This is a genomic window from Sphaerotilus montanus (genome assembly GCF_013410775.1).
Classification (GTDB): Bacteria; Pseudomonadota; Gammaproteobacteria; order Burkholderiales; family Burkholderiaceae_C; genus Sphaerotilus; species Sphaerotilus montanus.
Genome location: NZ_JACCFH010000001.1, coordinates 1,110,591 through 1,133,339 on the forward strand (window position 1 = coordinate 1,110,591; position 22,749 = coordinate 1,133,339).

Here is a 22,749-nt window from a genome sequence, read left to right on the forward strand (position 1 = left end):
CCGGATGCCGTGCCCCTGGGTCAGGTACTGGACCGCTGCGAACCCCTGCTGCGTCTGCAGCAGCGGCTGGCCGCGGCCAATGCCCACATGGATGCCGTGCGCCCGTTCCTGCCACCCGTGCTGTCGAAGCACGTGCGGTCGGGTCCGACCGATGCGGAAGGCTGGACCCTCCTGGCGGCCAATCCGGCCGTCGCCGCCAAGCTGAGGCAGTTGCTGCCCCGGCTGGAGGCCGCCCTGCGCCAGAAAGGCTGTGCGACCAGCCGGATCCGGATCCGGGTGCAGGCCACGTCGATCACCTGATCACGCCACACGAACCGGGGGACGCCAGCGCCCCCCGGTTGTGACATTTTGCATGCAATCGATGGGCCAGCCTTGCAAGGCCCTGAGCAAAGGACTCAGGCTTTGCCCTGATTGGCCACGGCGGCAGCGGCCTTGGCCGCCGCTTCGGCGTCGCCCAGGTAGTAGCTGCGGATGGGCTTGAGGTCGGCGTCCAGCTCGTACACGAGCGGGATGCCGTTGGGGATGTTCACACCGACGATGTCGTCATCACCGATGTTGTCGAGGTACTTCACCAGCGCGCGGATCGAGTTGCCGTGGGCAGCGATGACGATGCGCTTGCCGGACTTGATCGCCGGCGCGACCGACTCGTTCCAGAACGGCATCACGCGGGCGACCGTGTCCTTCAGGCACTCGGTCAGCGGGATCTGGTCCGGCTGCAGCTTGCTGTAGCGCACGTCCTGGCGCTGGCCGCGCGGATCGTCGGCATCGAGCGCCGGCGGCGGCGTGTCATAGCTGCGGCGCCAGACCAGCACCTGCGCGTCGCCGTACTCCTTGGCCATGTCCGCCTTGTTCAGGCCCTGCAGCGCACCATAGTGGCGCTCGTTGAGGCGCCAGTTGTGCACCACCGGCAGCCAGGTGCGGTCCATCTGGTCCAGCGCGTGCCAGAGCGTCCACACGGCGCGCTTCAGGACCGAGGTGTAGGCCACGTCGAAGTCATAGCCGGCGTCCTTGAGCAGGCGGCCTGCCTGCCTGGCCTGCTCGACGCCCGTGGGCGTGAGTTCGACGTCGGTCCAGCCGGTGAAACGGTTTTCCAGATTCCAGGTCGATTCACCGTGGCGAATCAGCACGAGCTTGTACATGGCGGTCAGCAGTTGGGTTGAAGTCGGGTTGAAAATTACCGTGAATTCTATAATCCGCGCCCTGAGCAACCTTGGCCGGCGGCCCGCCGGCGCCCACACCTGTGAACTTCCTCCTCGACAACTGGATCTGGCTGCTGACGGCCGCGGCCTCGGGTGGCGCGCTGCTGTTGCCCATGCTGGGCAAGGGGGGTGGCGCAGACGCCATCTCGCCCGCCGAAGCCGTGCAGATGATCAACCGCGAGAAGGCCGTCGTGATCGACGTCTGCGAAAGCGCCGAGTTCAGTGCCGGACACGTGGTCGGCGCCCGCAGCGTCCCGCTCGCCACACTGGAAGGCAGCAAGGGACTGCCCACCAACAAGACCCTCCCGGTGGTGCTGGTCTGTGCGTCAGGCGCACGGGCGCGCCGTGCTGCCGCTACCGTACGCGGACTGGGCCACCAGCGTGTGCACGTCCTGCAGGGCGGCATGGCCGGGTGGCGTGCGGCCGGTCTGCCGGTCGAGAAGTCGGCCTGACACGGCCAGGACCAGAAACAGGAACCCCCATGAAGTCCGTGACGATGTACACCACGCAGGTCTGCCCCTACTGCGTGCGCGCCAAGATGCTGCTCAAGCAGCGCGGCGTGGCCGAGATCGACGAGATCCGCGTCGATCTGCACCCCGACCAGCGCACGCACATGATGAACGTGACCGGCCGCCGCTCGGTGCCACAGATCTTCATCGGCGACACCCACGTCGGCGGCTGCGACGACCTGATGGCGCTCGACAGCGCCGGTGGACTGCTGCCACTTCTGCAGGGTTGAGCACCACCCGGCCTGCACGGGATGCGCACACTGAGGGCCGCCGGCAACACCTGCCAGCGACCTTCAGCACGCGGTGCGGAGATTTTTCGGTGGCCGGGCGCACAATCTGCGGTTTTGGCTCAAGACGAATCTCACGATTTGTCCCTCTCCGGTGACCACCGCACATCCGCAGCGCGCCACTCCGCGCGAACTTGCTGCACTGACCCTCGGTGCCCTGGGCGTCGTCTACGGTGACATCGGCACCAGCCCGCTGTACGCCCTCAAGGAAGTCTTCCACGCCGGGCACGTCCCGACCACGCCCGACAACATCCTGGGCGTCCTCTCCCTGATCTTCTGGACGATGACGGTCATCGTCTCGCTGAAGTACGTGCTGCTGATCCTGCGCGCGGACAACAACGGCGAAGGTGGCCTGATCGCCATGCTCGCGCTGGCCACCCACGCCGTGCGCGACCGGCCGCAGCTCTACCAGGCGCTGATGGGGGTGGGCATGTTCGGCACCGCGATCTTCTATGGCGACGGTGTCATCACGCCAGCCATCTCGGTGCTGTCGGCCATCGAGGGGCTGGAGGTCGCTGCCCCCAGCCTGCACCACTTCGTGCTGCCGCTGACGCTGATCGTGCTGACGGGGCTGTTCGCCGTGCAGCGCTTCGGCACCGGCGGCATCGGCAAGGCCTTCGGGCCCGTGACCCTGGTGTGGTTCGGCGTGCTGGTCGCGCTGGGCCTGCCCCACATCGCCGACAACCCGGGCGTGCTGGTGGCACTCAACCCGCTGTACGCCTTCAACTTCTTCGCCGCACAGCCCATGGTGGCGTTCATCGGCCTGGGCGCCGTGGTGCTGTGCGTGACCGGCGGCGAGGCGCTCTACGCCGACATGGGCCACTTCGGCAAGCAGCCGATCCGCATCGCCTGGTACGCCTTCGTGATGCCGGCGCTGGTGGTCAACTACTTCGGCCAGGGCGCGATGCTGCTGAAGAATCCGGAGGCGATCGAGAACCCCTTCTTCCTGATGGCGCCGAAGTGGGCCGCACTGCCGCTGGTGTTCCTGGCGACGGCCGCCACCGTGATCGCCTCGCAGGCACTGATCACCGCCGCGTTCTCGGTGACGCGCCAGGCGGTGCAGCTCGGCCTGCTGCCGCGCATGCGCATCGTGCACACCTCCGTGCGCGACCTGGGCCAGATCTACGTCCCCTTCGTCAACTGGGGCCTGTACGTGTTCATCGTGCTGGCGGTGGCGCTGTTCAAGACCTCGACCAACCTCGCCTCCGCCTACGGCATCGCGGTGACGCTGGACATGACGATCACGACGATCATGACCTTCTACGTCATCCGCCACGGCTGGAAGTACCCGCTGTGGCTGTGCCTGATGGCGACGGGGTTCTTCTTCGTGATCGACATCGCCTTCTTCGCGTCGAACATGCTCAAGCTGTTCGGCGGCGGCTGGTTCCCGCTGGTGATCGGCATCGCGATGTTCACGCTGATGCTGACCTGGAAGCAGGGCCGCGCGATGATGAGCCACCGGCTGCGCGACGAGGCGATCGACCTGCCCTCGTTCCTGGGCGCGATCTTCGTGAACCCGCCGGTGCGCGTGGCAGGGACGGCGGTGTTCCTGTCCGCCGAGCCGGGCCTGACGCCGAACGCGCTGATGCACAACCTCAAGCACAACAAGGTGCTGCACGAGCACAACCTGTTCGTCACCGTGCGCCACCACGACATTCCCTGGGTCAGCTTCGACCAGCGCATCAGCATGGAATCGCTGGGCCATGACTGCTGGCAGGTGATGCTGAACTTCGGCTTCAAGAACGAGCCGGACGTGCCGCAGGCGCTGCAGCTGCTGGCCGGCCGCGGCGTGCCGCTCGACGAGATGGACACCAGCTACTTCCTGTCGCGCGACATCGTGATGCCCACCATCGGCGACGGCATGTCGCTGTGGCGCGAGAAGCTCTTCGCCAACATGCACCGCAACGCAGCCGCCGCGGCGGACTTCCTCAACCTGCCGACGAACCGGGTGGTGGAGCTGGGCTCCAAGGTCGAGATCTGACCAGCAGGAGCGCCGCCAGCGCACCACAGACGGTGCCGCTGGCGTGTGCGAGGGGCGCCACCGCGATGTCCCAGCCGGGCGGCGTGACCAGCGTGTGCGCCCAGGCCCGCTCGCCCAGCACCTTCGCGCACAGCCCCGCCAGCAGCAGCGCGCCGAGCACCCGGTCGCGCCGCAGCGCAGCATCCCGCACCAGCGCCACCGCCGCCACCGCCACCCCCGCGTGCAGCACGCCGGACAGACCGCCGTAACGCAGCAGGTCCGGCGCCAGCAGCAAGCCCAGGTGCGTCAGTGGCCAGGCCAGCGCCCAGGCCCAGGCGGCCTCGCGCGGCAACCGCGCCACCCAGCCCAGCAGCAGCAGCAGCGCGGCACCGGCCAGATTGGCCAGCAGGTGCCGCGTGCTCAGGTGCACCCAGGCGGCGCTCCACCAGCGCCACGGCTCGCTCCACACCAGCGCAGGCACCCAGGCCAGCGCCATCCGGGCCAGCCCGGGCCGCAGCGCGATCAGCAGGCTCGGCACCACCAGCAACAGCCCCACGCCCAGCCAGGCGTGGTGGCGGCACAGCATCAGCCGAACACGGCGCGCCACAGCGCCAGCACGGCCTCGCGGTGGGCCTTCATCGGCCCGAGTTCGGCCATGTCGATCTGCGTGGGCGCTTCGTCCAGCCTGGCCCGGTGCTGCACGCGGCGCTGCTCGCGGTAGGCATCGGCGGCGGCGAACCCCACCCCGGCGGGCAGCAGGCCGGCCTGCTCGGCACGCTGCAGCAGCGCGATGTTGCCGGCGTTGTCCTGCAACGCCGGATGCGCGGCGCTGTGCGCCAGCACCAGCCACTGCACGGCAAACTCCGCGTCCATCATCCCGCCGCGGCTGTGCTTGACGTCGAAGCGGGTCGGCCGCACCGGGTGGGCTTCGCGCACCCGCTCGCGCATGGTGGCGATCTCGCGCTTGAGGGCCTCCAGGTCGCGCGGCGCGGTCAGCACGGCGCGGCGCGTCGCCTCGAAGCGCTCGGCCAGCGCGGGCGCGCCAGCGCACCAGCGCGCCCGAGTGATGGCCTGGTGCTCCCAGGTCCACGCGGTGTTGCTGCCACGGCCCTGCTGGTAGCGCTCGAAGGCCGCGATCGAGGTCACCAGCAGCCCCGAGTTGCCGTTCGGGCGCAGCGCGGTGTCGATCTCGTAGAGCGCCCCCGCCGCGGTGCGCAGCGACAGCCAGGTGATGAGCTTGCGCGCGAAGGCGGCGTAGACCTCGCCAGCGCGTTCGTCGGCGTCGTCGTAGAGGAAGACGATGTCCAGGTCACTGCCGTAGCCCAGTTCCTTGCCGCCGAGCTTGCCGTAGGCGATCACGGCAAAGCTGGGCGCCTCGCGGTGGCGCGTGCGCAGATGGCGCCAGGCCCAGTGCAGCGTGCGCTCCAGCGTGGCGTCCGCCAGCGCGGAGAGGTCGTCGGCGACCTGCTCGACGGTGATCTCGGCCTCGACGTCGCGCACCAGCGTGCGGAAGGTCTCGGACTGGTGGGCGCGGCGCAGCGTGTCGAGCAGCTCGCCCTCGTCGGCCTCGCCGGAGCGGATCCAGGCCTGGTGGCGCTCCTCCAGATCGCGGGCATAGGCGACGGCGTCGAAGCGCTCGTGCATCAGCCGGGCGTCCGCCAGTTCGTCGATCACGCCCGGGTGCTGCATCAGGTAGCGCATCGGCCAGCGGGCCAGCCCGAGCAGATGCAGCAGCCGGCCGAGCACCTCGCCGCGTTCGGCCAGCAGGGCCAGGTAGCTGTCGCGGCGCAGCAGCGGCTCCAGCCAGTCCACGAAGCGCAGCAGCGCGGTCTCGCCGATCTCGGGTTCGTCCTGGGTCAGCCGGCGCGCGCGCATCAGCAGCCGCACCAGCCGCGCCCGTCCCTCGTCGCGCAGCAAGGCCACCCGCGGCGAGGCCACCAGCAGCCGCAGCCGCTCGGCCAGCGGGGCGGACAGGCCCTCGATCTGCGGCAACTGCTCCAGCGTGGGCGGCGTGCCGTTGCAGCGGCTGCAGGTGCCCGGACCGCTGCGCGCCGGCGCGCTGCGGCCGTCGTGCAGCAAGGCGTCGAACTCGGTGGCCACCAGCTCGCGGTGGGTGCACAGCGCGTCGAGCAGTTCGCAGGCATCGACCGTGCACGCCATGCGCATCGAGCCGGCGATCCAGCGCAGGTCGGCGTCCGCCGTGGGCAGCAGGTGGGTCTGCTGGTCATCGAGGTACTGGATGCGGTGCTCGACCCGGCGCAGGAAGGTGTAGGCCGCCGCCAGCTTCTCCGCCGTCTCCTGCGGGATCAGGCCGACACCGGCCAGACGCTGCAGCGCCTTGAGCGTCGGGCGGGTGCGGATCTCGGGGAACTGCCCGCCACGCACCACCTGCAGCAGCTGCACGGTGAACTCGATCTCGCGGATGCCACCGCGCGAGAGCTTCACGTCGTTGGCACGCTCCGGGCGGCCGGCGGCGCGGCGGTTGGCCTCGTCGCGCACCTTCTGGTGCAGCTGGCGCAGGCCCTCGAACACGCCGTAGTCGAGATAACGCCGGTACACGAAGGGCGTCACCACATCGCGCAGCGCCTTGGCCCGCCCGGACGTGACGGAGGCCCGTGGTGCCACGACCCGGCTCTTCAGCCAGGCGAAGCGCTCCCATTCGCGGCCCTGCACCAGGAAATACTCCTCCAGCATCGCCAGGCTCACGACCGGCGGGCCGGAATTGCCGTTGGGCCGCAGCGCCAGGTCCATGCGGAAGACGAAGCCGTCCTCGGTCACGTCGCCGATCAGGGCGCGCAGCGTGCGCGCCACCAGCGAGAAGTACTCGTGCGCGGAGATGGTGCGGCCACCGCTGGCGTTGCCGGCGGTCTGGCCGTCTTCCTCGTAGACGTAGACGAGATCGATATCGGAGGACACGTTCAGCTCGCGCGAGCCGAGCTTGCCCATGCCGATGATCCAGAAGTCGATCGGCTGGCCCTCGGCGGTGTACGGGGCACCGTGCAGCGCATCCTGCTCGGCGCGGGCGGCGGCCAGCGCGGCTTCGAGCGTTACCTCGGCCAGCTCGGTCATCGCGCGGGTGACCACCTCGACATCGGCCTGCTGCTCGACATCAAGCACCACCAGCCGCTCCATCACCAGCTGCCGCGTCAGGCGCAGCGCCGAGGCCAGGCTGCGTCCACGGGCCAGCCAGGCGTCCAGCGTGGCCTGCATGGACGCCCGGTCGGGCGGGCCATCGGCCAGCAGCGCCAGATCGGCCCCTCGGACCCTGCGCACCCGCTGCACGTAGCGGCTGTGGTCGGCGGTGGCGGTCGTCACTGCGGTCTCGGACGGGGTCTGCATGGCATGCTTTCGGGTCTGTGCTAGCTTCGCTGTGTTCAATTCACCGGCGCCTGGTTCGGCTGCATTCATGCCTGTGGTTCCCTGGTCATCCGATCTGCTGCACTGGAGCCGGCGCGCCGGCGGCATGGTGCTGCGCGTCGCATTCTGGAGCATTGCTGCCGTTGCCGCGCTGACGTTGACCGCGTGGCTGATCCTGCAGTGGGGGATTTTGCCCCGACTGGACACCTGGCGCCCCGGGCTGGAAACCTGGGCCAGCCGCTCGCTGGGCATGGACGTCCGCCTGGGGGCGCTGCAGGTCACCGGGGACGCGTGGGCGCCGGTGGTGACGCTGAGCGACCTGCGCATGGTGGATCCGCACGGGCATGAAGCCCTGCGGCTGGCCCGGGTCGAGGCGGTCATCACCCCAGGCTCCCTGCTGCCGCGCTCCCTCACGCGCTGGTGGCCGCACGTGCAGCGGCTGGAACTGGACGCCCTGCATCTGGCGCTGCGCCGGGACCGGCGCGGGCAGATCTTCCTGGCCGGACTGCCGCTGGAGCGCACCGACGCCCGCAACGAGGATGGCCGCGTGGCCGACTGGCTGTTCAGCCAGGCCGAGATCCGGCTGCGCGGCGCCAGCCTGTCGTGGCACGACGAACAGCGGGGCGCCGACCCGCTGGTGCTCACCGGCGTCGATCTGGACCTGCGCAACCCGGTCGGCCGGCACGTCCTGCGCCTGAGTGCCACGCCGCCCGAGGGATGGGGCAGCCGCTTCTTCGCCAGTGCCGAAATGGCGCGACCGCTGCGCTCGCTGCTGTCGATGACCGGGTTGCAGCACCCGGGGGACTGGCGGCAATGGGCCGGTGTCGTGCAGGCCGACTGGCCGCTGGTGGATGTCAGCCAGTTGCGCCGGCATGTCGACCTGCCCTTCGACCTGATGGAGGGCCGCGGCCGGCTCGCCACCCGCATCGACGTGGCGCAGGGCCGCCTGACCGGGGCCACCGCGGACCTGCAGCTGCAAGCGGTCACGCTGCGCCTGGCCAGGGGACTGCCGCCCGTGGCGCTGCGGCGCATCGCCGGCCAGCTGGAAGTGCGCCACGGCGACCAGGGCAGCGTGGTCCGGGCACGCCAGCTGTCCTTCCAGTCGCAGCCACCGGCCGATGCCACCGCCAGCACCGCCACCCCCGACCCGAGCCTCTGGCCCGCCACCGATCTGGAGCTGCGGCTCGACGGGCCCGCCGGCGCCTGGACGGGCGGCGCCTTCAAGGCCTCGCTGGTCGATCTGGGGCTGCTGGCGCAATCGGCCGCCCATGTGCCGCTGGCCGGACCGATGCGGCGCCTGCTGGACGCCACCCGCCCGCGCGGCCAGCTGCGACAGTTCGCCTACGAATGGGCCGGCGATCCGGAGCGGCCCACCCGCTGGCGTGCCCGCGGCGCCGCTGACGCCCTGAGTCTCGCGGCCGAGCCGGCCACCACCGCCCTCACGTCGACCGCCACGCCCGGGCGCCCGGGCATGCACGGCGGACACGTGCGTTTCGACGTCACGGACCTCGGCGGCCAGGCCGATCTGCGCATCGCCCAGGGGGATCTGGAGTTTCCGGGGGTGTTCGAGCAGCCCCGCGTGGCCCTCGATCGGCTGCAGGCCGACGTGCGCTGGACGCTGCAGCGCCCGGCTGCCGCCCCCGCTGGCACCCGCCCGGCCATCGAGGTCCACGTCCGGCGCGCAGTCTTCGACACCGCCGATGGCGCGGGCGAGTTCTCCGGGCGCTGGCACACCGGCCCGACCGCCGGCCCGGTCTTCGGTCCTGCGGGCTGGCTGCCCGGCCGCATCGATCTGGAGGCCCGGGTCCACCAGATCCACGCCGACCGCATCCACCGCTACCTGCCGCTGGGCATCGCCGGGTCGGTCCGCGACTACCTGCGCGCGGCACTCGTGGCCGGATCGGCACGCGAGGTGCATGCCCGCGTGCGCGGCCCGGTGCTCGACTTTCCCTACACCCGGCCCGGACAGGGCGAGTTCGCCATCGCCGGTCGTTTCGAGCAGGTCACCTTCGACGCGGTGCCCGACAGCACCTGGCCCCGCTACACCGACGGCGCCGGCCACCTCGTCGTCCAGGGCCACCAGCTGCGGCTGCTGCAGACCCGTGCCCGGCTCGGCCAGACCGGCAGCGGCCAATTCGCGCTGGAGGACATCGAAGGCGGCATCGACCAGCTGGCCCACGACCCCGTGCTGCGCCTGACCGGCCTGGGCCACGGCACCACGGCCGATGCGCTGCAGTACCTGCGCGACAGTCCGCTCGACGGCTGGCTGGACCACGCGTTCCTGCCCGCCCGCGGCGACGGCCAGACCCGGCTCGCGCTGCAGATCGCCGTGCCCCTGCAACAGGCCAGGGACACGACGGTGGCCGGCCGGGTCGATCTGAGCGAGACGCGACTGCAGATGCGTCCGGACGTGCCGGCGCTGGAGGCCGTGCAGGCACGCCTCGAATTCACCGAGCGCCAGTTCCACCTGACGCAGGGCAGTGCGCAGGTCGCGGGCGGTCGGTTCGCCTTCGACGGCCACCTCGACGAGGCCGGTGTGCTGCGATTCGCCGGCCAGGGCCACGCCACAGCCCAGGGTCTGCGCGACCTGGGTGCGATCGACCCGGTCGTCCGGCTCGCACACCAGTTCGACGGCCAGGCGGACTACCGCCTGCAACTGGCCCTGACCCCAGGCGGCCCGACCGTCCAGGTGGACAGCGATCTGGTCGGACTGGCCAGCCGTCTGCCGGCACCGCTGAACAAGCCCGCCGCACAGCCCGTCGTGCTGCGGGTCCGTCTCCAGCCCCAGGCACAAGCCGCCAGTCCGGCCACCGCGACGCTGCTGGAGATCGACGCCCGCACGGCGGCCGCGCCGCTGCTGTCCACCCGACTGCTGCACGATGGCGACCCTGTGAACGGCGGGCTGCGCGGGCAGATCCGGATCGGCAGCGCCGAGCAGGGGCCCTCGCCTGACAAGGGCATCGACATCGGCATCGCGCTGCCACGGCTGTCGCTGGACGACTGGCAGACCTGGCTGCAACGGGCACGGCAGGCCGGCCATCTGCCCTCGGTGGACCACCCGGGCGCGCCGGACGAGGCCCACGGACTGCCGCTGCACCAGATCCGGCTGCAGGTGGCCGACCTCGCCACCCACGGCCACCGCCTGACCGGCGTCGACGCCACGCTGCAGCCGTCCGGCACGCCCGTCCGCACCTGGACCGGCACGATCGAGGCCGACCAGCTGGCGGGCCGGATCACGCTGCGCACCGCGACACCGCAGACCCCTGCCACCCTGCAGGCGCGACTCGGCCGGCTGGCCCTGCCGTGGCCGACGGCACCGCTCGCCGAGTCCATCGCCCGTCCCGAACCTGGCGCGGAACCCCTGCCAGGGCTGGATGTGGTCGTCGAGGACCTGGTGTTCGGCGGCAGGCACCTCGGCCGGCTCGAATTGCAGGGCGGTCCGAACCCGGACACCCGGCTGCCCACCGTGGTCAACGGCGAATGGCGCCTGAACCAGCTCGCTCTGACCCGGCCCGAGGCCCGCCTGAGCGCCGTGGGCGTGTGGGATCCGGCGGACCGGGAGGGGGCGACCGGAACGGGCACCAGCCGCCTCACCTTCCGGCTGGACGTGGACGACGGCGGCCGCTGGCTCGACCAGCTCGGCTGGACAGGCCTGCTGGAGGGCGGCCGCGGCTACCTCGGCGGCCAGCTGCGCTGGCCCGGCCCGCCAACGGCACTGACGCTGGCACAGCTGGGTGGCACGGTGCGCCTCGACGTCGACAACGGCCAGTTCCTGCAGGCCGAGCCGGGCGCCGGTCGGCTGTTCGGCGCGCTGAATCTGCAGTCGCTGCCACGGCGCCTGTCGCTCGATTTCCGGGACCTGTACCAGAAGGGGTTCAGCTTCGACCGCATCGATGGCGACGTGCAGATCCGCCTCGGCGCGGCGGACACGCACAACCTGCGCGTGCGCGGCGTGCAGGCCATGGTGCTGGCCGAAGGCAGCGCCAGCCTGACGAGTGCGACCCAGGATCTGCGGGTCTGGATCGTGCCGGACCTGAACGCTGGTGCCGCGTCCCTGGCCTACGCGGTGATCAACCCCGCCGTGGGGCTCGGCACGCTGGTGACGCAGTGGCTGCTGCAGCGCCCGCTGACCGAGGCGGCCACGCGCGAGTACCGCGTCACCGGCCCCTGGGGGGCCCCACAGATCACGCCGGTCGACCGCTCCCCCCTGCCCACGTCCATGCCATTGCCCTTGACCCGAAAGGACCGCTCCCCATGAAGATCGCCGCTCTCCAGATGGTATCGACGCCCCGGGTCGAGGACAACCTCGCCCGCGCCGCGGAACTGGTCGCCCAGGCGGCCGCGCAGGGGGCGGAGCTGGTCGTGCTGCCCGAATACTTCTGCCTGATGGGCCGGCAGGACCGTGACAAGCTCGCGGTGGCGGAGTCGGCGGGCCACGGGCCGATCCAGGCGCTGCTGTCCGGTCTGGCGCGCCAGCACCGGCTGTGGCTGGTCGGCGGCACGCTGCCGATGGCGCTGGAGGGGGACCCCGAGCACGCCTCGAACACCTCGCTCGTCTTCGGGCCGGACGGCACGCTCGCCGCCCGCTACGACAAGATCCACCTGTTCCGCTACGACGACGGCGAGCGCCGCTACGACGAGGCGGCCACGCTGCGCCCCGGCGAACAGCCGGTGGCCTTCGACGCCACCGCCCGGGACGGCACGGTGCACCGGGTGGGACTGTCGGTCTGCTACGACCTGCGGTTTCCGGAGCTGTACCGGCGCCTGATGCAGCCGCCCTGCAGCGTGCTGGTGGTGCCGGCTGCGTTCACATGGCCGACCGGACAGGCGCACTGGGAGCTGCTGCTGCGCGCCCGGGCGGTGGAAAACCAGTGTTACGTCATTGCCAGCGCCCAGGGCGGCCGGCACGAGAACGGCCGGCGCACCTGGGGCCACTCGATGGTGATCGACCCCTGGGGCACCGTGCTGGCGGTGCAGGACGAAGGCGACGGGGTCGTGTGCGCGGAGCTGGACAGGGCCCAGCTGGCGCGCGTGCGGACCCAGTTGCCGGCGCTGCAGCACCGCCGGCTCTGAACCGGCCCGCGCAGGCCACGCATCAGGCCGCGTTCAGACCGAGCCGGCTGCGCACCCAGCGGCCGCTGCCCCGGCACTTGAGCGCCAGCCAGTCGACCGTCATCTGCACCGGCGGCCCCATGTCGCTCAGGTCGAACGCACGGTAGACCATGCCCGGGCGCAGCACCGTGCGCAGGTACTCGCCCCAGCCCAGGCGGCCTTCGCGGGACAGCACCCGGAACGCACGGAAGTCGGCCTTGGCGCTCAGGTAGCGCAGGCCCACCCGCCACGCGGTCGGCGCCGCCTCCGGCCGGCCACAGACTTCGCTGTAGACCAGCCAGGGCAGGTTGAAGCCGGCCCGGGTCAGCAGCAGGCTGTTGGCACTCAGCCGCGGATTGACCTCCAGCAGCATGAACTGCCCGGTGCGGGCGTCGCGCTTGAAGTTCATCACCACCATGCCGCGCAGCTTCAGCAGCGCGAGGATGTCGCTGGCCTCGGCCTCCAGGTCCGGCATCGAGACGGTCTCGACCAGGCAGCCCGTGCCGACCTGAACCGGGAAGGTGCGCCACTTGCGGGTTGTCGCCACACGTTCGATCGGGCCGCTGCGGCTGATCCACGCGTGCACGCTGTAGTGCAGGTCGTCGCTGCCGGGCACGTAGTCCTGGAGCAGCACGTCCAGCCCGTGCGGCGCGATGCGGCAGCACACCCGCATCAGCTCTGCCGGCTCGTCGATCACCAGTGCCTTGGCCCGCGCGATCTCCGGGTCCATGCCCGGGCGCATCCAGGCTGTCGGCTGCGCCGGCTTGAGCACGACCGGATAGTCGATCACCCGGCTGAGCGCTTCAACCTCTTCGAGCGTGCGCGGCGCATGCGTCACCGGCACTGGCAGGCGCAGCGCCTGGGCCAGTGCGGCGAAACGGCGCTTGTCCATCATGCGGTTCACCGTGTCGGGCGAGGCCGAGACCCACAAGGCCGTGCCGACCAGGTCCGCGTGCAGCGAGGCCAGGGCCCGCAGGTCGGTGTCGGCGGTCGGGAACACCGGCAGGGCCTGTCCGTGCCGCACCCGCAGTTCGCGCAGCACGCGCAGCAGGTGCTCCGGGCGGCGCGTGAAGTTGCGGGCGCAGATGTATTCGATGCAGTGGCGCGAGTAGCCCGACGGCGGAAACTCGTATTCGCCGATGACGATCACCGGCACCCCCTGCTCGCCCAGCGAGCGCACCATGTTCAGGTCGGCCCCCTGGGCCCCCAGGCAGGCGAGCACGACGGCTGGGCTTCGGGACGGGGTCTGGATATCAGAAGTCATGGTGGGGAAAGATCCGCTCTGGAAGCGTTGACCGGAAATGCTGGGAACACGGCCACGTTTTTACCGGATCAGGCCGCCTGGCGGAGGCCACGCACTCCCCGTCAACAGGGGGGCTGCGCACCGGCCCGCGCAATCCGCACGGTCATCTTGCGCAGGCCGCTCAGCGTCCGCCAAACATCATGCGGCGCGCCAGCAGCGACTTGAGCGGACCCACCTGCCCCAGCACCGCCAGCCCCGCCCCGCGCAGCGTGCTCAGCCCCGGCCACGGCCAGGTGAAGCTGCGGGCCAGGAAATCGGTGGCGGCGATCATTGCCCAGCGGTCCGGTGCCCGCTGCCATTCGACCCGGCGCAGCGCCTGGTCGACATCGCCGTCGCGGGCCAGCCGGGTCACGAGTTCGTGCGCATCGCGCAGGCCCAGGTTCAGGCCCTGGCCGGCGACTGGATGCAGGGTCTGCGCCGCGTTGCCGATGCGCACCGTGCGGCCCTGCACCAGCGTGCGCTCGGCGTTGAGGCCCAGCGCGAAACCCTTGAGCGGGCTGATCGACACCAGCCGCCCCACCCGCTCCGGCAGCAGGTGGGTCAGCACGGCCAGGCGCTGCACCTCGCTCAGTTCGGCCACCGCGTCATCCGCGCGGTCGACACACCAGACCAGCGCCGCACGGCGCCGCACGGTGCGTCCGTCGTCGGCCAGCGTCGTGCCGGGCAGCGGCAGCAGCGCGACCGGCCCCTCGGGCGTGAAGCGCTCGTGGGCGACACCCGCCTCGCCGCCCTCCAGCCCGATCGTGCCGACCCAGGCGGTCTGGCCATAGTCGCGGGCAACGGCCTTGCGGGCCTGCTCGGCGAACACGCCGCCCTCCGCGATCACCGCCAGATGGTGCGACTCGACCAGGGCCCCGCCAGCCCCGGAGGCCGCGCCGACATCGATCTCCACTCCGCCGGGCACCGTGCGCACGCCGCTCACCGCGCTGCCCCAGCGCACGGACAACCGACCCGGCTCGCGGGCACAGGCCGCCAGCCACGCCGCCCGCATCGGCGCGGCCAGTGCCCCATAGGGAATCACCGCGCCCAGTTGCGGCACGCCTTCGTCCTCCGCGCGCATCAGCAACTCGGGCGCAGGCGCCTTGCCGAGCAGGTCCAGCAGTCCCGGCTGCTGCTGCGACACGTGCACCGCCAGGATCGGCTCGGCGCGCTCGGCCATGTCCGCCCAGACGCCCAGCCGCTGCAACTCCAGCACGCTGCCCTGCGACAGCGCCAGCGTGCGCGGATCGCCGCTGACGTCGTGGTCGACGGACAGACGGTCGTAGACACACACCTGCGCGGACGGCAGGCGGCGTGCAGCCGACAGCGCCAGCGCCAGACCGACCGGGCCGGCACCGACCACGGCCAGTTGCAGCACCGGGACATGGACATGGGCATGGGCATGGGCCCTCGAAAGGACAGCGGACATCTCGGCTCCTGAGCGGTCAGGAGGGTGACCGCAGGCGCATTTTCTCCGCAATCCAGCGCAGGGTGAGCTGGCGGGCGGGGCCGGGATCCCGCAGGCTCAGCACCTGACAGACCATCGGGCGCTTCAGCAGCGAGCGCAGGTAGCCGCTCCAGGTCCAGAGCCCCTCGCGCACATAGCCGCGGACTGCGCGGAAATCGCTCTTGCCGCTGACGTACCAGAGCCCGGACTGCCGCGGCGGCGGCGCCTCCTGTGCCAGTCCGCAGACATCGCGGTAGGCCATCCACGGCAGGTTCACCCCGGAGCGGGTGGTCAGGATGCTCCACTGGCTCACCCGGGCGTTGATCTCCAGCAGCTTGAACTCGCCCGTGCGGCTGTGGCGCTTGAAATTGAGGTTGGCGATGCCGCGGTAGCCGATCCGCTGCAGCAGGTCCGCCACCATCGCCTCCAGCGCCGGCTCGTGCAGGCTCTCGACATAGCAGCCGCTGCCCACATGGGGCGGCTGGATGCGCCACTTGCGGCCACAGAACGTGGCGCGGGCCTCGCCGTGCTGGTCGATGAAGGCGTGCACGTCGTAGTGCTCGGCATCGTCACCCGGCACGTATTCCTGCAGGATCAACGCCAGGCCCCAGGGCGCCACCGTGCGACAGATATCCATCAGCTCGCCGTGCGACTCCACCACGATGGCCTTGGCCAGGCTGATCGCGCGTGGCAGCGCCGGGTGCCTCCAGGACGTCGGCAGCGAGGGCTTGACGATGGCCGGGTAGGTCAGCATCCCGGCGCCCTGCTCGGCCTCTGCCAGCGAGTGTGGCGTGAAGGTGCGCGGCACCGGCAGCCCGGCGCGCGTGGCCAGTTCGCTGAAGGCTCCCTTGTCCATCAGCGTCAGCACCAGCGCAGGATCGGCCATCGTGGAGCGCATGTACGGCCGGGTGGCGTCACCGAGCCGGCTCAGCGCCTCCAGATCCGGGTCGGCCGACGGAAACACCGGCAACGGCCCGCCATGGCGCCGCGACAACTCCGCGAGCGCCGCCAGCAGTTCCTGCGGATGTCCGCCGAAATCGGGCACCTGCACGAACTCGATGCAGTAACGCGAGTAGCGGGACGGCGGGTCGGCATATTCACCCAGGACGATCACCGGCACCCCCTGCTCGCCCAGCGAGCGCACAAGGTTCAGATCCCCTTCCGGGGCACCGGCGCACGCGAGAACGACGGCGGGCTGGCAACCCACCGCCGGGGATATGTTGTTGTACATGCAGATAGAGGGACAGGGAACCGGGCCGATCTCCACCGGAAACCGCATCCCGGACCGACTCCAGCAGAGGAATCAGGCTTCGACTTGCTGGATTATTGCGTCAATTTCCGGCTTCGGCCGCCTGGCCTGCCGGGAATCTCGCAGGCGCCGGGTCGCCGTCAAGGCACAGGACGCCATGCGGCTGGACGGCATCAGCAGCAGCCCGAGCGACCGCCGGTCAGGCCAGAGCCGGTTGATGAACGAATCGGCCGAAGCGCCACTGTCGAAGGCCGCCAGATCCGGACAATGGGTGCGGACCTGCCGGATGAACTCGACCTCGTTGAGCATGCCGGGGCCGAGCTTGCGCAGCTCCGGATCCCAGCCCACCTTGAAGGCGAAGCCCATCGACCCGGAGACAAAATTGCAGGTGGACGCCACCGCACGGCCATCGACCCGCAGTTCGGTGAACAGCGCCCGGCCGTCCCGGTCGAAGCGCGCCACCATGTCGCGGAAGAAGTCCTCGCCGGCCTTGGTCGAACGCATCGAGGTGCCGGACTCGCCTTTCCAGCCCAGATGCTCCAGGCGCAGGAAATCCTCGACCGATGCCTCGGGAATGTCCTTGCGCAGGCAATGCCAGCGGACCTCGCCCTGCTCGGCGAGCCGGCGCATGCAGCGGTTGATCTCGTTGAGCTTCTTGCCGAGGGTCTCGCGCAGCAGGTCTTCGCCGCAACCGGCCACCGTCAGCATCGACCGCTCCTGCGGCCCCAGCAGTTGCGCCGGCAGGCGGTGCTGCTGCGCAACCTGCCGGACCGCTTCGGCCAGCTTGCCCGTGGTGTCCACCTTGGGCAGCTCCAGCCCCTTCCAGACACAACCCGGCCGGGCCAGGAAGCCCCGGATCGCCTCGACCACCGGGCCGACCGCATCACCATCGACCAGCAGCCCCCCCAGATAGGTGTGCTCGGACTGGTAGGCCGACAAGTGCGGCCATGGAAACACCCGGCTCGCCAGACACCGCCGGAACACGCCGACCGCGGCCAGCTCCTTCAGCCCACCGGCCGCACGCTCGACCCACATCAGGACGACCGAGGCGCCAGCGTCCAGATGCTGCAACGCCGGCAGCACGAAGTGCGGCGACATGAACGCATTCGGCTCTGCGGCACGAGACTCCAGCGCAGCCCATGCCTGCCGATCCTTTTCACTCAGCTCCGCCGGCTGGCGCAACCTGATTTCCCACTGTGGAACTGCCACGTACTTCCCTCCCCATTGCGCCGTTGATCCTTGAATCCGTCCCGGCGTCTGCAACCATGCACCCGGGACCCCCCCATGGCGCCTCATTCTCGACGCCGGGTTTTACAGCAATCCTGACTAAAAACGTGGCAAACGACCACCCCCTCAGAAACAAAACGTGACAACAGAATGCGGGGGATGGCTATCAAATGTTCTAAATTGAGATCGGATCGACGTCCAATGCCCACCGAAGCACCCGCGTGGCCGGTTCTGAAGACAAGCCCTGCAGCGCCGGCAGCCACTGCGCCAGCAGGCGGTGCAACGTGACACGCCCGGAGGCCTCGACCAGCATCTGGGCCCGCTCCACGTCGGCGATCCGGTGGATCGGCGCGGGCACCGGCGGGTAGATGAGCACCTCCTGCGCGCCCGGCAAGGCCTGGGCCTGCAGCGCGGCCGCGTCCAGAAAAGCCAGCGCGGCTTCGGGGGTGCGCGCGTCGGCCCGCAGCAGCGCCTGGAAGGAAAACGGCGGCATCCCCGCGGACTCACGCTCGGCGAGCTGCGACGCGGCAAAGGCCTCGTAGTCGTGCCGGCGCAACGCCGCATAGAGCGCGTGCTCCGGATGCCAGGTCTGGATCCACACCTCGCTGCGCCCGGCCAGCGCCGCATCGCGCCCCGCGCGCCCACCCGCCTGCATCAGCAGCGAGAACAGCCGCTCCGGCGCCCGGAAGTCGCTGGAGAACAAGGCCGCATCCGCCTGCACCGCCGCCACCAGCGTCATGCGGCGGAAATCGTGGCCCTTGGCGACCATCTGCGTGCCGACCAGCACATCGACCTCGCCCGCATGCACGCTGGCGAGCTGCTCGGCCAGGCTGCCCTTGGCGCGGGTGCTGTCGGCGTCGATGCGGCCGACGCGGGCGCCGGGCAGCAGGTCGGCGAGCTGCTCCTCCAGCCGCTCGGTGCCGCGGCCCATGGGCTGGATGTCCGGGTCACCACAGTCCGGGCAGGCGCGCGGCACCCGCTCGGTGATGCCGCAGTGGTGGCAGCGCAACGTGCGGTCGAGCTTGTGGAAGACGCGCCAGGCGCTGCAGTGCGGGCAGGCGCTCTTCCAGCCGCAGTTCGTGCAGTGCAGCACCGGCGCGTAGCCGCGGCGGTTGAGCAGCACGAGGCTTTGCTCGCCGCGGTCGAGCCGCTCGCGCAGCGCGTCCAGCAGCGGTGGTGCCAGCGGGTGGGCACGCAGGGCCTGCTTGCCGAACTGCGCGGCGATGCGGGCCAGGTCCACCACGCGCACGGCCGGCAAGGCGCCGCCGCCGATGCGGCTCGGCATCACCAGCCGGCGGTAGCGCCCTCCCCCCGCCTCGGCCGGGCCGGCGTTGTACCAGCTCTCCAGCGACGGCGTGGCCGAGCCCAGCAGCACCGGCACCTGTTCATGGCGGCCCCGCCAGACCGCCAGATCGCGGGCCGAGTAACGCGCGCCCTCCTGCTGCTTGTAGGACGGGTCGTGCTCCTCGTCGACCACGATCAGCCCGAGTCGCGGCAGGGACGCGAACACCGCCATGCGCGTGCCGAGCACCAGATCGGCGCGACCGAGGTGCGCCGACAGCCAGTGCTGCAGGCGCTGCGCCGGGGTCAGGCCGCTGTGCAGCGAGACGATGCAGCGCGCGGGGAAACGCTCGGCGAAGCGGGCTTCGAGCTGCGGCGTCAGGTTGATCTCGGGCACCAGCACCAGCGCCTGCCGCCCGGCGGCGAGCACCCGCTCGGCCTCGCGCAGATAGACCTCGGTCTTGCCGCTGCCGGTGGCGCCGAACAGCAGGCTGGGCTGCGGCGGGCCGTCGGCCAGCACGTCGAGCACCTGCTGCTGCTCGGGCGAGAGCGCGGGGCGTTCGGGCGTGCCCGCCTGAGCGGCTGCATTGGCGACCTTGGCCGCCGTGGCCAGCGCCTTGTCCAGCCGCTTGAGCCGGCGGGCCAGCTGCACCGCATCCAGATCCCGCAGATCGGGCGGCAAGGCGCTCAGGGCCACCTCGCCGGGACTGCGCTGGTAATAGGAAGCCGCAAACGCCACCAGCCGCAGCCAGCCGTGGGTGAAGGGTGGCAGATCGGTCAGCACCTGCACCACGCTGCGCAGGACCGGGGCCTCGCCGTCTGCCTCGGCCGGGTCGGGCGTCTCGGCCATGCCCCAGACGATGCCGCAGACCTCGCGCTTGCCCAGCGGCACCCGCACGAGCGTGCCGGCTGGCCACGGCTCGGGGGCCAGGTAGTCCAGCACCGCATCCAGCCGGCTGTGCCGCGGCAGATCGACCAGCACGCGCAGACGGCACATGACAGGCAACGCAGGGATGTCCACCGAACCTGTGGATAACGTTGGGGACAAGCTGGTCAGAGCACTGTCAAGTGCCTGTCACACAAGGCATTTTCCTGGATTGCCTCAAAATCAGGCAACCCGCATCGCACGCGAGTGGCGATGCACCGTCTCGACCAGCACCGTCACCGCTTCCGGCGGCGTGTACTGGCTGATGCCGTGGCCGAGGTTGAAGATGTGGCCGGGGTGCGCGCCAAAGCGGTCGAGCACGCGGCGCACTTCGGCCTCGATCTGCGCCGGGCCGGCGAACAGCACGTTCGGGTCCAGATTGCCCTGCAGCGCCACCTTGTGGCCGACACGCGCGCGCGCCTTGCCAAGGTCCATCGTCCAGTCGAGGCCGATGCCGTCGGTGTCCAGTTCGGCGATCTCGTCGAGCCAGATGCCGCCGCCCTTGGTGAAGACGATGCGCGGGATCTGCACGCCGTCGTGTTCGCGCTGGAGTTGCGCCAGCACGCGGCGGGTGTAGGCGAGGCTGAATTCCTGGAAGGCGCCGTCGGCCAGCACGCCACCCCAGCTGTCGAAAATCATCACGGCCTGGGCACCGGCTTCGATCTGGGCGTTCAGGTAGGCCGCCACCGAGTCGGCGTTGATGGCCAGGATGCGGTGCATCAGGTCCGGGCGGCTGTACATCAGCGACTTGACGCGCCGGTAGTCGTCGCTGCCACCACCTTCGACCATGTAGCAGGCCAGCGTCCACGGGCTGCCCGAAAAGCCGATCAGCGGCACGCGGCCGTTCAGCGCCTTGCGGATCGAGGTCACCGCGTCGAAGACGTAGCGCAGCTTGTCCATGTCCGGCACGGCCAGTTCCGCCACCGCGGCTTCGTCACGCACCACCTTGGCGAACTTCGGCCCCTCGCCCACCGCGAAGCTCAGGCCCAGGCCCATCGCGTCCGGCACGGTGAGGATGTCCGAGAACAGGATCGCGGCGTCGAGCGGGTAGCGCTCCAGCGGCTGCAGCGTGACCTCGGTGGCGTAGTCCACGTTGGTCGCCAGCCCCATGAAGCTGCCGGCCTTCGCGCGTGTGGCGCAGTACTCGGGCAGGTAGCGACCGGCCTGGCGCATCAGCCAGACGGGGGTGTGGTCGGTGGGCTGGCGGCGCAGGGCGCGCAGGAAGGTGTCGTTTTGGAGGGGGGCAAACATGGGGGTGATTGTAGGAGGCCGCACCACCCCGCCCCACGCGCAACTGCACGGTGTTTGAGGTAACCTTCCACTGTGTCGATTCGTGACTTTCGACACACCCTGATCATTCAATGGAGGATTCGACATGTTGGGACGACTGCGCTCGTGGTGCTGGATGGTGATGAGCGCGCTGGCGCTGGTGTCGCTGACCGGCTGCGGCTACAACGATTTCCAGAAGCTGGACGAGGATGTGAAGGGCAGTTGGTCCGAAGTGCTGAACCAGTACCAGCGCCGGGCCGATCTGGTGCCCAACCTCGTCGCCACCGTCAAGGGCGAAGCCAGCTTCGAGCAGGACACGCTGACCAAGGTCGTCGAGGCCCGCGCCAAGGCGACCAGCATCCAGGCCACGCCGGAGCTGATCAACAACCCCGAGGCGTTCAAGAAGTTCCAGGCCGCGCAGGGTGAACTGAGCGGCGCGCTGAGCCGCCTGCTGGTCGTCACCGAGAACTACCCCAACCTGAAGGCCAACCAGGGCTTCCAGGACCTGCGCGTGCAGCTCGAAGGCACCGAAAACCGCATCACCGTGGCGCGCAACCGCTACATCAAGACGGTGCAGGAATACAACGTGCTGGCCCGCAGCTTCCCGACCAACCTGACGGCGATGGTCTTCCACTACGAGGTCAAGCCGAATCTGGCCGTGGCCAACGAGGCGCAGATCAGCCAGCCGCCCGCCGTGAGCTTCGACAAGCCCGCGGCCAAGTAAGCCGACGCCTTGTCACGCACCATGACTGCCCTGATGCGAGGTCTGTTCGCGTTCGGACTGTGGCTGCTGATGGCCGTCGGCAGCCACGCCCAGGACATCCAGCCCGTGCCCGCGCTCACCGACCGGGTGATCGACCAGACCGGCACGCTCCAGCCGGCGCAGCACCAGGCCCTGGTCGCCCAGCTCGCCGCGCTGGAGCGGGAAGCCGGCTCGCAGGTGGTGGTCCTGCTCGTGCGCAGCACACAGCCCGAGGACATCGCCGCCTATGCCCAGCGCGTGGGCGACACCTGGAAGATTGGCCGCCGCACGGTGGGCGACGGGCTGCTGATCGTCGTGGCCACGCAGGACCGCAAGGTGCGCATCGAGGTGGCCAAGACACTCGAAGGGGCCATTCCGGACCTGATGGCCAAGCGGGTCATCAACGAGCAGATCACGCCGGCCTTCCGCCAGGGCGACTACGCCAGCGGCCTGTCGTCGGCGGTGCGCGTGCTGGGGGGCCTGATCAAGGGCGAAGGGCTGCCCGCACCATCGGCCTCCGACCAGGGGGGCGGTGCCCAGGACAGCCCGGACCCGATGATGTGGATCCTGCTGACCGTGGTCATGCTGCCGATGTTCGCGCGCGCGCTGGTCGGGATCTTCGGGCGCAAGCTCGGCCCGCTGCTGACCAGCGCCGGCGCGGGCGGCCTCACCTGGCTGATGACGGCCAGCCTGGCGGTGGCCGGTCTGGCGGCGGTCGTCGGGCTGGTCGTCGCGCTGGTGATGGGCGTGATGAGCTTCATCTCGCCGAGCGTCAGCCGCGGCCGGTCTCTGCCGATGCCCGGCGGTTGGGGCGGTGGTGGCGGCGGTGGCTGGGGCCGCGGTGGTGGCTCCGGCGGCGGGTTCTCGTCCGGTGGCGGGGGCGATTTTGGCGGCGGCGGTGCGTCCGGTGGCTGGTGAGCGCTC

At 70.6% G+C, this 22,749-nt stretch carries 17 protein-coding genes; 8 read left to right on the forward strand and 9 right to left on the reverse strand.

Going from position 1 to position 22,749, the window contains the following annotated elements:
• Positions 1-9 precede the first annotated feature (9 nt).
• Positions 10-300, forward strand: a complete 291-nt coding sequence (locus BDD16_RS04885; protein WP_310733987.1) for a DciA family protein — start codon at positions 10-12, stop codon at positions 298-300.
• Positions 301-395: 95 nt separating this feature from the next.
• Here BDD16_RS04885 and gpmA read toward each other — a convergent pair whose 3' ends face one another.
• Positions 396-1,139, reverse strand: coding sequence for a 2,3-diphosphoglycerate-dependent phosphoglycerate mutase (gene gpmA / locus BDD16_RS04890; protein WP_179632911.1), 744 nt, complete (start codon positions 1,137-1,139; stop codon positions 396-398).
• Between the two features lie 101 nt (positions 1,140-1,240).
• Here gpmA and BDD16_RS04895 point away from each other — a divergent pair, with 101 nt between their 5' ends.
• The 3 genes from BDD16_RS04895 to BDD16_RS04905 all read left to right on the forward strand — a co-directional run bounded on the left by BDD16_RS04895 (position 1,241) and on the right by BDD16_RS04905 (position 3,976).
• Positions 1,241-1,651 carry a rhodanese-like domain-containing protein gene (locus tag BDD16_RS04895; protein WP_179632912.1) on the forward strand — a complete coding sequence of 137 codons (411 nt, stop codon included), beginning with the start codon at positions 1,241-1,243 and terminating at the stop codon, positions 1,649-1,651.
• 29 nt (positions 1,652-1,680) lie between these two features.
• On the forward strand, positions 1,681-1,938 hold the full coding sequence (gene grxC, locus BDD16_RS04900; protein WP_179632913.1) for a glutaredoxin 3: 258 nt from the start codon (positions 1,681-1,683) through the stop codon (positions 1,936-1,938).
• A 151-nt stretch (positions 1,939-2,089) separates the two neighbouring features.
• Complete coding sequence (locus tag BDD16_RS04905; protein WP_179632914.1) at positions 2,090-3,976, forward strand: potassium transporter Kup; 1,887 nt, start codon at positions 2,090-2,092, stop codon at positions 3,974-3,976.
• On the opposite strand, the gene rrtA is transcribed toward BDD16_RS04905, so the two are convergent.
• Positions 3,924-4,562, reverse strand: a complete 639-nt coding sequence (gene rrtA / locus BDD16_RS04910) for a rhombosortase (protein WP_179632915.1) — start codon at positions 4,560-4,562, stop codon at positions 3,924-3,926. The genes BDD16_RS04905 and rrtA overlap by 53 nt on opposite strands.
• Complete coding sequence (gene glnE / locus BDD16_RS04915; RefSeq protein ID WP_246332470.1) at positions 4,541-7,294, reverse strand: bifunctional [glutamate--ammonia ligase]-adenylyl-L-tyrosine phosphorylase/[glutamate--ammonia-ligase] adenylyltransferase; 2,754 nt, start codon at positions 7,292-7,294, stop codon at positions 4,541-4,543. Before glnE ends, rrtA begins: the two co-directional genes overlap by 22 nt.
• 67 nt (positions 7,295-7,361) lie before the next feature.
• On the opposite strand from glnE, the gene BDD16_RS04920 reads away from it, so the two are divergent.
• Positions 7,362-11,570, forward strand: coding sequence for a YhdP family protein (locus BDD16_RS04920; RefSeq protein ID WP_179632917.1), 4,209 nt, complete (start codon positions 7,362-7,364; stop codon positions 11,568-11,570).
• Positions 11,567-12,385 carry a carbon-nitrogen hydrolase family protein gene (locus tag BDD16_RS04925; protein ID WP_179632918.1) on the forward strand — a complete coding sequence of 273 codons (819 nt, stop codon included), beginning with the start codon at positions 11,567-11,569 and terminating at the stop codon, positions 12,383-12,385. The genes BDD16_RS04920 and BDD16_RS04925 overlap by 4 nt, the downstream gene beginning before the upstream one ends.
• Positions 12,386-12,407: 22 nt before the next feature.
• Here the strand turns inward: BDD16_RS04925 and BDD16_RS04930 are convergent, their stop codons facing one another.
• From BDD16_RS04930 to hemE, 6 genes are all read right to left on the reverse strand, one after another.
• Entirely contained in the window at positions 12,408-13,667 is a 1,260-nt protein-coding gene (locus BDD16_RS04930; protein ID WP_179632919.1) for a carboxylate--amine ligase, read from the reverse strand.
• 160 nt (positions 13,668-13,827) lie between these two features.
• Positions 13,828-15,114 carry an FAD-dependent monooxygenase gene (locus BDD16_RS04935; protein WP_179632920.1) on the reverse strand — a complete coding sequence of 429 codons (1,287 nt, stop codon included), beginning with the start codon at positions 15,112-15,114 and terminating at the stop codon, positions 13,828-13,830.
• Between the two features lie 16 nt (positions 15,115-15,130).
• Entirely contained in the window at positions 15,131-16,363 is a 1,233-nt protein-coding gene (locus BDD16_RS04940; protein ID WP_179632921.1) for a carboxylate--amine ligase, read from the reverse strand.
• A 72-nt stretch (positions 16,364-16,435) separates the two neighbouring features.
• A complete protein-coding gene (locus BDD16_RS04945) occupies positions 16,436-17,479 on the reverse strand; it encodes a GNAT family N-acetyltransferase (RefSeq protein WP_179632922.1) in 1,044 nt (347 codons plus the stop codon).
• 304 nt (positions 17,480-17,783) lie between these two features.
• On the reverse strand, positions 17,784-19,886 hold the full coding sequence (locus tag BDD16_RS04950; RefSeq protein WP_179636002.1) for a primosomal protein N': 2,103 nt from the start codon (positions 19,884-19,886) through the stop codon (positions 17,784-17,786).
• A gap of 111 nt (positions 19,887-19,997) precedes the next feature.
• Positions 19,998-21,065 (reverse strand): uroporphyrinogen decarboxylase, encoded by a 1,068-nt coding sequence (gene hemE / locus BDD16_RS04955; protein WP_179632923.1) that lies wholly within the window; start codon positions 21,063-21,065, stop codon positions 19,998-20,000.
• Positions 21,066-21,189: 124 nt separating this feature from the next.
• On the opposite strand from hemE, the gene BDD16_RS04960 reads away from it, so the two are divergent.
• A complete protein-coding gene (locus BDD16_RS04960) occupies positions 21,190-21,807 on the forward strand; it encodes a LemA family protein (RefSeq protein WP_179632924.1) in 618 nt (205 codons plus the stop codon).
• Between the two features lie 21 nt (positions 21,808-21,828).
• Complete coding sequence (locus BDD16_RS04965) at positions 21,829-22,743, forward strand: TPM domain-containing protein (RefSeq protein WP_179632925.1); 915 nt, start codon at positions 21,829-21,831, stop codon at positions 22,741-22,743.
• Positions 22,744-22,749 lie beyond the last annotated feature (6 nt).

Excerpts from the sequence above, each read along its gene's own strand:
- gpmA (WP_179632911.1), bottom strand. The coding sequence starts at position 1,139 with ATGTACAAGCTCGTGCTGATTCGCCACGGTGAATCGACCTGGAATCTG.
- grxC (WP_179632913.1), top strand. The coding sequence starts at position 1,681 with ATGAAGTCCGTGACGATGTACACCACGCAGGTCTGCCCCTACTGCGTG.
- glnE (WP_246332470.1), bottom strand. The coding sequence starts at position 7,294 with ATGCAGACCCCGTCCGAGACCGCAGTGACGACCGCCACCGCCGACCAC.
- BDD16_RS04920 (WP_179632917.1), top strand. The coding sequence starts at position 7,362 with ATGCCTGTGGTTCCCTGGTCATCCGATCTGCTGCACTGGAGCCGGCGC.
- BDD16_RS04925 (WP_179632918.1), top strand. The coding sequence starts at position 11,567 with ATGAAGATCGCCGCTCTCCAGATGGTATCGACGCCCCGGGTCGAGGAC.
- BDD16_RS04930 (WP_179632919.1), bottom strand. The coding sequence starts at position 13,667 with ATGACTTCTGATATCCAGACCCCGTCCCGAAGCCCAGCCGTCGTGCTC.
- BDD16_RS04935 (WP_179632920.1), bottom strand. The coding sequence starts at position 15,114 with ATGTCCGCTGTCCTTTCGAGGGCCCATGCCCATGCCCATGTCCATGTC.
- BDD16_RS04940 (WP_179632921.1), bottom strand. The coding sequence starts at position 16,363 with ATGTACAACAACATATCCCCGGCGGTGGGTTGCCAGCCCGCCGTCGTT.
- BDD16_RS04945 (WP_179632922.1), bottom strand. The coding sequence starts at position 17,479 with ATGTCGCCGCACTTCGTGCTGCCGGCGTTGCAGCATCTGGACGCTGGC.
- BDD16_RS04950 (WP_179636002.1), bottom strand. The coding sequence starts at position 19,886 with ATGTGCCGTCTGCGCGTGCTGGTCGATCTGCCGCGGCACAGCCGGCTG.
- hemE (WP_179632923.1), bottom strand. The coding sequence starts at position 21,065 with ATGTTTGCCCCCCTCCAAAACGACACCTTCCTGCGCGCCCTGCGCCGC.
- BDD16_RS04960 (WP_179632924.1), top strand. The coding sequence starts at position 21,190 with ATGTTGGGACGACTGCGCTCGTGGTGCTGGATGGTGATGAGCGCGCTG.
- BDD16_RS04965 (WP_179632925.1), top strand. The coding sequence starts at position 21,829 with ATGACTGCCCTGATGCGAGGTCTGTTCGCGTTCGGACTGTGGCTGCTG.